Consider the following 13,863-nt stretch of genomic DNA (forward strand, 5'->3'; position numbering starts at 1 on the left):
GATATTGTGGGGATAGTTTAATTCAACAAATACATGGCCTTCGCTTAAGTTTAGCATCAGGTCCATGGAATACTAAGATGGCGTGACGACAAATGCGGCGGCGTGTTTCAGGCGCCGTTCACCCGAAGGAGCAATGGATGGCTGGCGCTGACAGTGTCGAGAAACTCGAAGACGTGATTGTCCGCTCCGCGGAACAGGTGGCTGGCCAGATGCGCGCCGCCAAGGAAGCTATCTCCACTGTCATCTTCGGCCAGGAACGCGTCGTCGAAAACACGCTGGTGACCATTCTGTCCGGCGGCCATGCGCTGCTGATCGGTGTTCCGGGCCTCGCCAAAACCAAGCTGGTGGAAACGCTGGGCGTCACGCTCGGCCTCGATGCCAAGCGCATCCAGTTCACCCCCGACCTGATGCCTTCAGACATTCTCGGCGCCGAAGTGCTGGACGAGAGCGTCGCCGGCAAGCGCTCGTTCCGCTTCATCTCGGGACCTGTCTTCGCACAGCTTCTGATGGCCGACGAAATCAACCGCGCCTCGCCGCGCACGCAATCCGCATTGCTGCAGGCGATGCAGGAACAGCACATCACCGTCGCCGGCGCCCGGCACGATCTGCCGAAGCCGTTCCATGTGCTGGCCACGCAGAATCCGCTGGAGCAGGAAGGCACCTATCCGCTGCCGGAAGCGCAGCTCGATCGCTTCCTGATGGAGATCGACGTCGATTATCCGGATCGCGATGCTGAACGCCGCATCCTGTTCGAAACCACCGGCGCCGAAGAAACCATCGCCAAGGCTGCCGTGACCGCTGAAACGCTGATTACCGCGCAGCGCCTAATCCGCCGTCTGCCGGTCGGCGACAGCGTGGTCGAAGCGATTCTTACATTGGTGCGCTCGGCACGTCCGGGACCGGACGCAGGCGATGCCAGCAAGCTGATCGCCTGGGGCCCAGGTCCTCGCGCGTCACAGTCGCTGATGCTGGCAGTGCGTGCCCGTGCATTGCTCGATGGCCGTCTCGCGCCGTCGATCGACGACGTGCTCTATCTCGCCGAACCGATCCTGAAGCATCGTATGGCGCTGACCTTCTCGGCGCGTGCCGAAGGTCGCACAGTCCCCGACGTCATCCGTCAGCTCAAGACGCGGATCGGTTAATGGCCGCAGCGCCGGATCACGCCACGCAGGAGATCATCGCAGTCCGCCGCGCCGATGGTGAAAGCCGTTCGCTTGCTGCGTCATTGCCACGTCTGGTGCTGGAGGCCCGGCGCATTGCTGCGACCGTCATCCATGGCCTGCATGGCCGGCGCCGCGCCGGCCATGGCGAAAGTTTCTGGCAATATCGTCGCTTCGTCTCCGGCGAACCGTCGCAGAATGTCGACTGGCGCCGTTCGGCGCGCGACGATCATTTGTATGTCCGCGAGCAGGAATGGGAAGCCGCGCACACAGTCTGGCTGTGGCCGGACCGGTCGCTGTCGATGGCCTTTGCCTCCAAGGGCGCGCGCGACAGCAAGCTCGAACGCGCGCTGATCGTCACCTTCGCACTGGCTGAATTGCTGGTGGCCGGCGGTGAACGCGTCGGCGTGCCCGGCCTGATGAATCCGACGTCCAGCCGCAGCGTCATCGACAAGATGGCGCAGGCGATGCTGCACGACACGACGAACCGCGCCAGCCTGCCACCTTCGTTTGTGCCCTCAGCACTGGCCGAGATCGTGGTGCTCGGCGACTTCTGGTCGCCGATGCCGGAGATCAAGGAGATGCTGGCCGGTCTGTCGTCATCCGGCGCGCATGGCGCACTGGTGCAGGTCGTCGATCCCGCCGAGGAGAGTTTCCCTTATTCCGGCCGCGTCGAATTCGTCGAGCCGGAAAGCGGCAATGTCATCACCGCCGGCCGTGCACAGACCTGGGCCGAAGACTACGTCGCCCGCGTCGCCGCGCATCGCGAGGAAATCCGCGCTGAAACCGCCAAACTCGGCTGGCTGTTCTCGACACACACCACCAGCCGCTCGGCGGCTGAGCTGCTGCTGTTCCTGCATGGCGGCATGATGGTCAACAAATCTGCCGGCGGCGGCAGCATGGTCAAGGCAGGACGTTCAGCATGATCGGTGGCTTTCCGCTCGCCTTCGCCCAACCGCTGCTGCTGCTCGGCCTGATCAGCCTTCCGGTGCTATGGTGGTTGCTGCGCGTGATGCCACCGCGCCCGCAGCGCATCGCGTTTCCGCCGACACGTCTGCTGTTCGATATCACGCCGAAGGAAGAGACCCCGTCGCGCTCGCCGTGGTGGCTGACACTGCTGCGCCTGCTGGCTGCGGCACTGATCATCTTTGCTGCCGCCGGCCCGGTCTGGAATCCGCAGACCGGAGCTGCCGGCAGCAACGCCCCGCTGACGATTTTGCTGGACGATGGCTGGAGCGCCGCGGCGAGCTGGGACGCTCGCGTCAAGGCGGCGGATGAGCTGATTGCCAATGCCGACAGCAATCGCCGCGGCGTGGCCCTTGTTCCGCTGTCGGAACCGAACCGCGACATCACAATGCTACCCGGCGGCACCGCACGCGTCGCGCTGCGCCAGCTCTCGCCGAAGCCCTATGCCATCGACCGCGTCGATACGCTGCCGGCGCTGGAGCGCTTCCTGAAGGCCACCGGCGACAGCGAAATCGTCTGGCTCTCCGACGGCGTCGACACCGGCCGTGGCGCGGATTTCACGCAAGGCCTTGCGAAGACCATCGGCGACCGCACACTGACCATCTATGACGGCGGCGCCACGCCGGCCCATGCGCTGGTCGCAGCGGAAAATGCCGCGGCGAAGATGACCGTGAAGGTGCTGCGCGCCAATAGCGGCGGCCCGGACGGCGGCGTGGTGCGCGGCCTCGACCAGAAGGGATCGCCGGTTGGCGAAGCCAAGTTCCTGTTCACACCGAACGACCGCGAGACCGAAGCCTCGTTCGATCTGCCCGTGGAACTGCGCAACGACATCGCGCGGCTTGAAATCACCGGCGAACGCTCCGCCGGCGCCGTGCAACTGCTCGACAAGCGCTGGCGCCGTCGCGCCATCGGCATCGTTTCGGGCGCCACCAACGATACCGCGCAGCCGCTGCTAGCCTCGACCTTCTATCTAACGCGCGCGCTGGCGCCATTCGCTGACGTCCGCCTCGGCGATCGCGGGGCGCCGCAACAGGCGATCACGCAATTTTTGGACCAGAAACTTCCGATGATCGTGCTGGCCGATGTCGGCACGCTGTCGCCGGAAATCCGCGAGCGTCTGAATGCCTGGATCGATGCAGGCGGTGTGCTGGTGCGCTTTGCCGGCCCACGCCTCGCGCAAGGCGATGACGATCTCGTCCCGGTTAAACTGCGCCGCGGCGACCGCAGCCTCGGCGGCAGCCTGACCTGGGAGAAGCCGCAACATCTGGCGTCCTTCGCCGCCGATGGTCCCTTCGCCGGTCTGCCTGTCCCGAAAGACATCACCGTGAACCGCCAGGTGCTCGCCGAGCCGAACGCTGCGCTGGCCTCAAAGAGCTGGGCGTCGCTGGTCGATGGCACGCCGCTGGTCACCGGCGAACGCCGCGGCAAAGGTCTCGTCACCCTGTTCCATGTCAGCGCCGATATGCGCTGGTCCGATCTGCCATTGTCTGGCACCTTCGTCGAAATGCTGCGCAGGGTCGTCGATATCTCCGGCTATACGTCCACGCCCGGCGCAGGTGTCGCCGGCGAGACCGGCGCGGAAACGCTTGCGCCGCTGCGCACCCTTGATGGTTTCGGTGCCTTCACCCCGCCGCCATCGACGGCCAAGCCGCTCGCCGCTGACTATCGCGACCGCGCCACGCTCGATCACCCGCCGGGCTTCTATGGCCCTGCCGATGGCCCGCTCGCGGTGAATGCGCTGGCATCGGCCGATCGCATTGAGCCTATCGATTTCTCAGGCCTGAAGGCCAACCGCGCCAGCTACACCAATGCCGAACCTCGCGACCTTCGCGGCATCCTGCTCTCCACGGCGCTGGCGCTGTTTTTGGTGGACGCGATCATCGTCGCGCTGCTCGGCGGTGCCATTGCCGCGATGTTCCGTCGCCGCGCTGTATCTACCGCACTCGCAGTTGCTCTCGCGCTGACGAGTGTGATCGGCGCGCCGACGCCGTCACGCGCCGATCCGGCCAGCGACGATTTCGCAGTCAAGGCGGTGTCTCAGACGCGTCTGGCCTATGTCGTCACGGGGAATGCCGATGTCGACTCGATCGTGAAGTCGGGTATGACCGGACTGACGCTGTTTCTCGCGCAGCGCACAGCATTGGAAGCCGGCGAACCGGTCGGTGTCGATCCTTCTCGCGACGAACTGTCATTCTTCCCGCTGATCTACTGGCCGATCATTCCCGGCGCGGCCAAGCCGCCGCAGGAAGCCATCAACCGCATTGACGCTTACATGAAGCAAGGCGGCACGGTGCTGTTCGACACCCGCGACGCCGTCGAGGCGCCGCCCGGACCTAATGGCGAGTCGCAGACGCCGGGCATGCTGACGCTGCGCAATATCCTGTCCTCGCTCGATGTGCCCGAGCTCGAGCCGGTGCCGCGCGAACATGTGCTGACCAAGACCTTCTATCTTCTGCGCGACTTCCCCGGCCGCTTCAATTCCGGACCGACCTGGGTCGAGACCCTGCCGCGCGACGATGGCGATGACGCTGCCTCGCGTCCGGCTCGCGGCGGCGACGGCGTATCGCCGATCATCATCACCTCGAACGATCTTGCCGGCGCCTGGGCAATGCGGCCGGACGGCCAGCCGATGCTGCCGCTGACGCCCGGCGAACCGCGGCAACGCGAATTCGCGTTCCGCGCCGGCGTCAACATCGTGATGTACACGCTGACCGGCAACTACAAGGCCGATCAGGTGCACGCGCCGGCGCTCATCGAACGTCTCGGACAATAGGAGCGCGACATGCAATACGGCATCGCGTTTACGCCCCTCGTCCCGACCATCGTGCTGTGGATCGGCCTCGCCGCCATCGTCGCGATATCAGCATTGCTACTGCTCGGCCGTGCACGCGGTGCCGCCGTGCGTGTGGCCGCATTGGCGCTGATCCTGTTGGCACTCGCCAATCCCTCCTTCACACGCGAGGAGCGCGAGCCGCTCACATCGGTCGCCGCCGTCGTCATCGACAAGAGCCCGAGCCAGAATTTCGGCGCGCGCACCAAGGAAACCGAGGAAGCGCAGAAGCAGCTGGTCGACCGGCTGAAGCAGGTCAAGGGCCTCGAGGTCCGTGTCGTCGAAGCCGGACAGGCTGATGGCGAAACCGACGGCACCAAATTGTTCGGCGCACTGTCCTCCGCTCTCTCCGACGTGCCGACAGACCGTGTCGCGGGCGCCTTCCTGATCACCGACGGCCGTGTCCATGACATCCCGGCCAATGTCGCGGGTCTCGGCTTCAATGCGCCGGTGCATGCGCTGATCACCGGCCGCAAGGACGAACGTGATCGCCGCATCGCCATCACGGCTGCTCCCAGATTTGGCATCGTCGGCCAGTCGCAACGCGTTACGTTTCGCCTGGACGATCAGGGTGTCACCGGCGAGCGCGCCCGTGTCGCCATCCGCCGCGACGGCGATACGCTGAGCGAGCGCACGGTGCTGTCGGGCCAGACCGTGTCGGTCGATATTGACATCAAACATGCCGGTCCGAACATCGTCGAGATCGAAGCCTCGCCACTCGACAACGAACTCACGCTGGTCAACAACCGCGCCGTGGTCGCCATCGATGGCGTGCGCGACAAACTCCGCGTGCTGCTGGTCTCCGGCGAGCCGCATTCCGGCGAGCGCACATGGCGCAACCTGCTGAAGTCCGATGCCTCGATCGATCTCGTGCATTTCACGATTCTGCGCCCGCCGGAGAAGCAGGACGGCACGCCGATCAATGAGCTGTCGTTGATTGCGTTTCCGACCCGCGAACTGTTCCAGCAAAAGATTCACGAATTCCAGCTGATCATCTTCGATCGCTATGCCCGCCAGGGCGTGCTGCCGATCGCCTATTTCGACAATATCGCGCGCTATGTCCGCGCCGGCGGCGCCGTGCTGGTGTCGGCTGGTCCCGACTATGCGTCGAACACCTCGATCTGGCGCACACCGCTGGATTCGGTGCTCCCTGCCGAACCCGTCGGTGTCAGCGAGAAGCCGTTCTATGCGCATCTCAGCGATATCGGTAAGCGTCACCCGGTGACGCGCGGGCTCGAAGGCTCCAATTCCGAGCCACCGAAATGGAGCCGCTTCTTCCGCACCGTCGAGACCCGCAACACCACCACGCCGCCTGTGATGACTGGCGCCGACGGCCAGCCGCTGCTGCTGCTGTCGCGGTCCGGCGAAGGCCGCGTCGCGCTGCTGCTGTCGGATCACATCTGGCTGTGGGCGCGCGGCTATGAAGGCGGCGGCCCGCATCTCGATCTGCTCCGTCGCACGTCGCACTGGCTGATGAAGCAGCCGGATCTCGACGAGGAAGCACTCAAGCTGCAGAGTCAGGGCAAGGATCTCGTTGTGCTGCGCCAGACCATGGGCGACGCCGTGCAGCCCGTGACTGTGACCTCACCATCAGGCAAGACCCGCGAACTGACGCTGTCAGCCGGCGAGCCCGGCCTGTGGCGCGCGACCACGCCGGCCGATGAACTCGGCCTGTGGCAGGCCACCGACGGCACGCTGAAGGCGCTGATCAATGTCGGCCCGATCAACCCGAAGGAATTCTCCGAGGTCACCTCGACCACCGAGATGCTGAAGCCGCTGGCGCAGGCCAGTGGTGGCGACGCCCGACGGATCAATGAAGGCTCGGGCGTCGAGCTGCCGCGCATCGTGCCGGTGCGCTCCTCGACCGTCTTCCGTGGCGACGGCTGGATGGGCGTGCATATGCGCGATGCCAGCGTGGTCCGCGGCGTCGGCGTGCTGCCGATGTTTGCCGGCCTGATCGGGCTGCTGCTGCTGCTCGGCGCATTCGCTGCGACGTGGCTCCGGGAGAGCCGATAGCACGAACCAATGGCGGCGCGGTTCATTGCGCCGCGAGGTTCATCTCCCGCGTGAGACGCCCCCATTTGGCGCTTTCCGAGCGGATATAGGCCGCGAAGGCTTCCGGCGTCATTGGTGCCGGCTGTGCACCGATCGTCCGCAGCTTCTCGATCACGTCCGGGTCTCCCAGAGCCTTGACGAAGGCGGCATTCAAGCGGGTCACGATGTCACCAGGTGTCGCGGCGGGAGCCACGAGGCCGAACCAGCCCGTCGATTCAAACCCGGCAACACCTTGCTCATCGAGTGTGGGCACTTCGGGAAGGAACGGCACGCGCTTGGCGCTGGTGACGCCAAGTGGTTTCAGTCGGCCGGCACGGATCAATTCCAGCGAACTGGGGATGTCCAACACCGCAAGCGGGATATGCCCGGCAAGGACATCGGTCACCGCAGGCCCTGTGCCCCGATAGGGAACGAGCGTCAGTTTGACATTCGTTGTTTGGAGAAACAGCGCAGCCGTCATGTGCATCACGGTGCCGTTGCCGCCATAGCCCACCGATAGTTGTCCGGGCTTTGCAGCAGCAGCCGCAAGCGCTTCTTTGAGCGTAGCAAATGGGGCGTCAGGCGACGCAACCAGCACAAACGGGATATCGGCAAGCAGCGTAATCGGTGCCAGATCCTTGATCGGATCGAAAGACGTCGCCGGGCTGATATGAGGGTTGATGGTCAGTGCGCCTGCCGGCGCCACGCCTAAGGTGTAGCCGTCAGGCTTCGCCTGCGCCACCGCCTGCATACCGATATTGCCGCCCGCGCCCCCGCGATTTTCGATGATGAAGCCCTGCTTCAGGTCTGCAGCGATCACCGGCTCAAGCGCACGAATGAAGATGTCGGCGCTGCCGCCTGGCGGAAAGGTGACGACAATCTTGATGAGTTGGTCAGGATAGGCGGCCCACACGGGCGTCGTCGTACCGACCACGATCGAACTGGCGGCGCCTGCAAGCAACATCCTGCGGGTCGGAGCGAATACAGTCATGCGATTGCTCCCGAAACAGTATGCGAGGCTGAGTTTTGGTGCGGGGCTGCGCTCCGATGCGTAGACGCGGTTCTGCCCGTGATGAGATCAATCAACGCGTCGGGGTCCGGCGGAGGGAGGCGACCACGCCAGGCAATATGCTGATCTGGCCGCACCAGCAGCAATGCTTCAGCGGGTTGCCCTGCATCGACATCCGCGATCGACAGATCAATCAGCGTCAGAGGAACTCCGTTGCGGCGCGCGGACTCTCTCAGCGCAGTCACGTCGCAAGTCGGATCGTAGCGCAACAGCGTATAGCCGGGCCCCATCGCGTCAAAGATCGAACGGCCATCGCTCAGCCAGACATGCGGCATCCTGGCGCCCGGCACCGTCGAGGGTTCAAAATCGCCCATCGTATAGGCCGGAGGTGCCTCGCCATCATAGGCGATGACCGGTGACTGATCGTAGAAGTAGCCGAAATTGAGCCCCGCGCAGCAGTATTGCTTCACGTTGAGATCATAGGCGGCGCGGCCGATCGCGGCACGTGCCGCCGCACCCGCTTCGCTGTCTTCCTCGATCACCGTAGGCACGGCACCGCGCTGGCTGATGCTGGCCAGCGCATGCTCCATCGCAAACCGCGACACCTGATCGGTGATCGGCTGACGTTCGGCCGCATAGGCATCGAGCAGACCGGCATCCGCCCAGCCGTTGAGATGCGCTGCAAGCATCCAGCAGAGCGAAACCGCATCCGCGATGCCGGCGTTCATTCCATAGCCGGCGTAAGGCATCCACAGATGCGCAGCATCCCCGCAGATGAAGGCGCGGCGGTCGCGGAAGCGATCGGCGACAAGACGGCGCCCGACCCAGTCTTCCTTGCTGACGACCTCGTAATTGAAATCAGGCCCGACGCCCAGAATTGTACGGATGGACCAGTCGCGATCGACCGAGTCGAATTCCGGCTCGTCCGGCTTGAGGTGATTGTGGATCAGCCACCGGTCATGCCCGTCGATGGCAACGACAGTGCCGGTCCGGCGCGGGTTGAGCGCCAGCACCATCCAGGCTGGTGTGTGGGGCTGCATCAGGGTCTTCAGATCCGGCGCATCGATGAGGGTCGATTGAACCCGCTGGATCACAGGCGTTCCTACAAATGACGCGCCGATCAGCTTGCGTGTCAATGAGCGGCCGCCGTCACATCCAATGAGAAAACGGGCACGGATGGTGAAGGATCGGTCCTCATCGAGCCCACGGGCCTTGACCGAGACGCCCGATATGTCCTGATCGAAATGCACCATCTCGGTGCGGGACAAAATCGTGATCCTGGGATTGGCGGCCGCGTTCGCAAACAGAACAGGCTCCAGATAGATCTGGTTGATGCGGTGCGGCGGTTCAGGCGTCGGCCACCACGTGTCAGGTCCATCCGTTGCGGTGTAGCGCGTGGCGCGCGACGGAATGACGATCCGGCTGAGTTCGATGCCCGTTGCGGTGGTGCGATACGAGCAATCGTTGGGAAAGTCGGGCGGCAGACCGGCGTCGCGGATTTGGGTCACGATGCCAAGCCGGCGAAAAACCTCCATCGATCGCGCCGAAACATGGTTGCATTTGACATTGGGCGGCTCGCCGGCGTGCCGCGTCTCGAGCACGATCACGTCTATCCCTCTGGATGCGAGGTCCAGAGCAGCGGTGAGGCCCACAGGCCCTGCGCCAACGATAACGACGGATGTCTCATAGTCTTGCATGGCTGGCTCCCTCGACCGCGTCTGCGCGCGTTACGTTGAAGCTACCCGCAACTCTTGATAAGAGAAGTCGCTTTTCCAGTATTGATTGATAAGATTACCTCATGAATATCACCCTTCGCCAACTGGAAGCACTGGTCGCGGTCAGCCGCACAGGCTCGATGACGCGCGCAGCTCAAGAACTTCACATCACCCAAGCGGCGGTCAGCCTGCTGCTCCGCCAGCTTGAATTGCAGTTGGGCCTGCCAATGTTCGACCGCACGACACGGTCGTGTATACCGACCGCAGCCGGACGCGACGCAGTTCGAGCCGCAGAGCGTATGTTGGGCGACGCGCTCAGCCTCACGCGTCAGATGCGCAGCCTGTCGGAAGCACGGAGCGGCACAGTCGTCTTCGTCGCATCGGCCGGTGCAGCCTCCGCGCTCATGCCGGCAGTGCTCGCGACATTCCGCACCGCTTATCCCGACGTTGATGTCATCATGCGCGATGTCGCATCCGATCAGCTTGTAAGCGCGCTGCTCGCGTCGGACGCCGAATTCGCCATCGGCAGCGTGGATGGCCCGGTGCCCGAGGTGACGCTGACGCCTCTGGTGAGAGGGCGTCTCAGCGCCATCGGCTGGCCGGGTTGCCCGATCGCAGCGATGCAAACGCTATCGTGGGATGAACTCGCGACACTACCGACCATCGCGATGCGCCGCGACACGCTGATCCGAGCACAGATCGACCGACGGCTGGGGCGCGATGGCAAGGTGCTCATCCCGACCCACGAAGTGTCGCTCATCAACACGGCGCTTTCGATGACGGCGAAGGGCATCGGCTATGCGATCTTGCCCTCCTATATGATGCCGACCGAGCAGTACCCAGGTCTGATCGCTTTCCAGCTCGTGCGCCCGGCGATCACGCGGCAACTGTCCTGGATTCAGCAGACCGGCCGCAGCCTGTCGCCGGCAGCGCTGCAATTTCAGAAGATGACGGCGCGTGTGCTGGCCAGCGCGCATGCGACAGCCATTGCAAGGCGCGCGACGGTGTAACGCGCAATTTCGGTCCCTCTCATCATCAGCGTGGATTGGCCAACATCCATCGACGCGAAGCGTTGCCGTAATCCCACAGCAGGCCGGGTTTCTGTGTCCGGAGATGACTGGCCGTTGACACCCGGCCGCCTGTCGCGCGATGTTACATTATAACATCGGTGCTGGCAGACCTCTCCGCCGACCGATGCCGGGGCAGCCTGTCGGCATGAAGTGGTTTCGCGCGAATATCAGGAATGGGGCAAAGCTGGCGCTGTTCGCGCTGGCGGTGCAGCTCGTTCTGTCGTTCGGCCATGTCCATGGTGGGACGGTGCACGCGGCCCCTCTCGACACCGCCATCGCCCTCTCTGCCGGCGAAGCTGCGCAGACACCGGCCGCTCCAGATACTGACCACCATCACCGCGGCGCCGATCCCTGCGCCATCTGCGCCGTCATGGCGATGGCCGGTACAGCGCTGTTCGCCGCGCCGCCGGTCCTGCTGTTGCCGCAGGCTGCCGTCCTGCTGCAGCGGATCGCCGAGGCTGAATTCGACCATCTCGACGCCATCAGCGGCGCGTCGCAGCCGCGCGGCCCTCCTGTTTCCTGACACGACCTTTGACGATCGCTGCCGCGAATTCCTCGCAGGCAGCGTAACCGAAGTCAGATTCGCATCACCGCGAGTCCCGGCTCAAGCGCACAAACCGCGCCGCCGGTGAAGTCAGGACAAACCTATGTCGATTCAATTCAAGCGCGCCCTCCTGCTCGGCACATCTGCCGTGGTGGGACTGAGCTGCCTCCCGCAATCCGCGCTGGCGCAGACGCAGCTTCCCGCCGTGGAAGTCACCGCGCCAAGCCCGATCGTGCGCCGCAAGCCGGTGCCGTCACGCACCGCGCATACTCATGTCACGCGCCCCGCGCCGAACCGCAATGCCGCGCCGGTGCCGGTCGAGGCAGAGCCGGCCGTGCAGGCGCAGCAGGGCGAACTCCCGATCGTTACCGATCAGTTCGCCACCGTCACCGTGGTGCCGAATGACGAGATCCGCCGTTCCGGTGCCTCGACGCTCGGCGACCTCCTCGCCAACAAGCCCGGCATCACCGGCTCCGGCTACGCGCCCGGCGCCTCGAGCCGGCCGATCATCAGGGGTCTCGACGTCAATCGCGTCGGCATTGTCGAGAATGGCATTGGCAGCAACGGCGCATCCGATCTCGGCGAAGATCATTTCGTGCCTGTCGATCCGTTTGCCGCCAATCAGGTCGAGGTGATCCGCGGCCCGGCGACGCTGCGTTACGGCTCGCAGTCGATCGGCGGCGTGGTCAGCGCGTCCAACAATCGCATTCCCGACGCGCTGCCGAACTGCGCCGTGGCGGCGCCGTTCCAGAGCTATGGCATGCCGGTGAAGGCGCCGGCCGCCGGTCTCGCGGCGCCGGGCTGCATGAATGCCGAAGTCCGCACCTCGTTCAGTTCAGTGGATCGCGGTGTTGATGGCGGCATCCTGCTCGATGCCGGCGGCGGCAATGTCGCGGTTCATGCCGATGTCTATGGACGCAAGGCCGGCGACTACAATGTGCCGAGCTATCCCTATGCCGATCCCGGCCTTGCCTTCAATGGACGTCAGCCGAACTCGGCTAACCAGTCGGCCGGCGCATCGGTCGGCGGCTCCTACTTCTTCACCGGCGGCTATATCGGCGCGGCGATCACCCAGAACAACACGACCTATCGCATTCCGGGCGTTGAAGGCGCGCAGGTCGGCACCCGTATCGCCGGCCAGCAGACCAAGTTCACGGCCAAGGGCGAATATCGCCCGGACGCCGCGGCGGTCGAAGCGATCCGCTTCTGGGTCGGCGCGACCAACTACAAGCACAACGAGATCGGCCTTGCCGACGCCAGCGACCTCTTGTCCGATGGCGTGCGCCAGACCTTCACCAACAAGGAGCAGGAAGGCCGGCTCGAAGTGCAGATGATGCCCTTCAACGCACGTTTCGCCACGATCACGTCGGCCTTCGGCCTGCAGGTCAATCATCAGGAGCTGACGGCACCGAGCCCCGATGACATCGGCAGCCCGCTCAATGGTCTGTGGGATCCGAATAAGAACACAAGGATTGCCGGCTACAGCTTCAACGAGTTCAAATTCACCGAAACCACGAAGGCGCAGATCGCCGGCCGCATCGAGCATGTCGAACTGTCAGGCACGACGCCATCGTCGATCCCGAACGAGTTCGATCTCAATGCCGATCCTGGCGCGATCGGTCCGGCGGTCGGGCGTAACCTCACCTTCACGCCGAAGAGCGGCAGCATCGGCCTGATCCAGGACCTGCCCTGGTATGGGCTCTCCGCCAGCATCACCGCGCAATATACCGAGCGCGCACCGAAGCCCGCCGAACTGTTCTCGCGCGGCGGACATGATGCGACCGAGACCTTCGACATCGGCAATCCCAATCTCGGCATCGAGACGGCGAAGTCGGTCGAACTCGGCCTGCGCCGCGCCGCCGGTCCGTTCCGCTTCGAGCTCACCGGTTACTACACGCAATATAGCGGCTTCATCTATCGCCGCCTGACCGGCAACACCTGCGGAGACGGAGTCTGCCAGGCGGGGCTTGGCCTCGAACTGAACCAGGCGATCTATTCGCAGCGTGACGCCACCTTCCGCGGCGGCGAATTCCAGAGCCAGCTCGATGTTGCGCAGATCTATGGCGGCACATGGGGTATCGAGACCCAGGCCGACATCGTGCGCGCGACCTTCAGCGACGGCACCAATGTGCCGCGCATTCCGCCGGTGCGTGCCGGCGGCGGCCTGTTCTGGCGCGATGCCAACTGGTTCGCGCGCGTGAACTTGCTGCACGCTTTCGCGCAGAACGACATCGCTGAGATCGCGGAGACGCCGACATCGGGCTACAACCTGCTGAAAGCGGAAGTGAGCTACAAGACGCTGCTCGATCCGCGCATCTACGGCGCCAAGGAAATGACCCTCGGCGTGGTCGGCAACAATCTGTTGAACGAGACCATCCGCAACGCGGTGTCCTATAACAAGGACAATGTGCTGCAGCCCGGGCTGAACGTGCGGGCATTTGCTAGTGTGAAGTTCTGATTGGTACTCGTCGTTCCGGGGCGTGCATTCAGCGCGGCTGAATGCGCGAACCCGGAACCTCATGCGGTTCTATCACT

Annotated in this window: 9 protein-coding genes; 7 read left to right on the top strand and 2 right to left on the bottom strand. The window is 64.3% G+C overall.

What is annotated here, in order from left to right; all coding sequences use genetic code 11:
* Window positions 1-137 precede the first annotated feature (137 nt).
* Genes AB7951_RS24080 through AB7951_RS24095 form a run of 4 tightly spaced genes read left to right on the top strand, consistent with a single transcriptional unit; the run spans window position 138 to window position 6,972 of the window.
* Entirely contained in the window at window positions 138-1,142 is a 1,005-nt protein-coding gene (locus AB7951_RS24080) for an AAA family ATPase (protein WP_089262552.1), read from the top strand.
* Window positions 1,142-2,086, top strand: coding sequence for a DUF58 domain-containing protein (locus AB7951_RS24085; RefSeq protein WP_175368681.1), 945 nt, complete (start codon window positions 1,142-1,144; stop codon window positions 2,084-2,086). The genes AB7951_RS24080 and AB7951_RS24085 overlap by 1 nt, the downstream gene beginning before the upstream one ends.
* Complete coding sequence (locus AB7951_RS24090; RefSeq protein ID WP_439062703.1) at window positions 2,086-4,899, top strand: DUF4159 domain-containing protein; 2,814 nt, start codon at window positions 2,086-2,088, stop codon at window positions 4,897-4,899. Before AB7951_RS24085 ends, AB7951_RS24090 begins: the two co-directional genes overlap by 1 nt.
* A gap of 9 nt (window positions 4,900-4,908) precedes the next feature.
* Window positions 4,909-6,972 carry a hypothetical protein gene (locus AB7951_RS24095; RefSeq protein ID WP_175368680.1) on the top strand — a complete coding sequence of 688 codons (2,064 nt, stop codon included), beginning with the start codon at window positions 4,909-4,911 and terminating at the stop codon, window positions 6,970-6,972.
* A 22-nt stretch (window positions 6,973-6,994) separates the two neighbouring features.
* On the opposite strand, the gene AB7951_RS24100 is transcribed toward AB7951_RS24095, so the two are convergent.
* Complete coding sequence (locus AB7951_RS24100) at window positions 6,995-7,981, bottom strand: Bug family tripartite tricarboxylate transporter substrate binding protein (protein ID WP_246297868.1); 987 nt, start codon at window positions 7,979-7,981, stop codon at window positions 6,995-6,997.
* On the bottom strand, window positions 7,978-9,696 hold the full coding sequence (locus tag AB7951_RS24105; protein ID WP_175368679.1) for an FAD-dependent oxidoreductase: 1,719 nt from the start codon (window positions 9,694-9,696) through the stop codon (window positions 7,978-7,980). The genes AB7951_RS24100 and AB7951_RS24105 overlap by 4 nt, the downstream gene beginning before the upstream one ends.
* Before the next feature lie 101 nt (window positions 9,697-9,797).
* Between AB7951_RS24105 and AB7951_RS24110 the strand changes: the two genes are divergently transcribed.
* The 3 genes from AB7951_RS24110 to AB7951_RS24120 all read left to right on the top strand — a co-directional run bounded on the left by AB7951_RS24110 (window position 9,798) and on the right by AB7951_RS24120 (window position 13,786).
* Window positions 9,798-10,724, top strand: coding sequence for a LysR family transcriptional regulator (locus tag AB7951_RS24110; protein WP_175368678.1), 927 nt, complete (start codon window positions 9,798-9,800; stop codon window positions 10,722-10,724).
* A 205-nt stretch (window positions 10,725-10,929) separates the two neighbouring features.
* A complete protein-coding gene (locus AB7951_RS24115; protein ID WP_175368677.1) occupies window positions 10,930-11,307 on the top strand; it encodes a DUF2946 family protein in 378 nt (125 codons plus the stop codon).
* Window positions 11,308-11,431: 124 nt separating this feature from the next.
* Complete coding sequence (locus AB7951_RS24120) at window positions 11,432-13,786, top strand: TonB-dependent receptor (RefSeq protein ID WP_439062110.1); 2,355 nt, start codon at window positions 11,432-11,434, stop codon at window positions 13,784-13,786.
* The last annotated feature ends 77 nt before the right edge of the window (window positions 13,787-13,863 follow it).

The sequence above is a fragment of the Tardiphaga sp. 285_C5_N1_2 genome, from assembly GCF_052076065.1.
GTDB lineage: Bacteria > Pseudomonadota > Alphaproteobacteria > Rhizobiales > Xanthobacteraceae > Tardiphaga > Tardiphaga robiniae.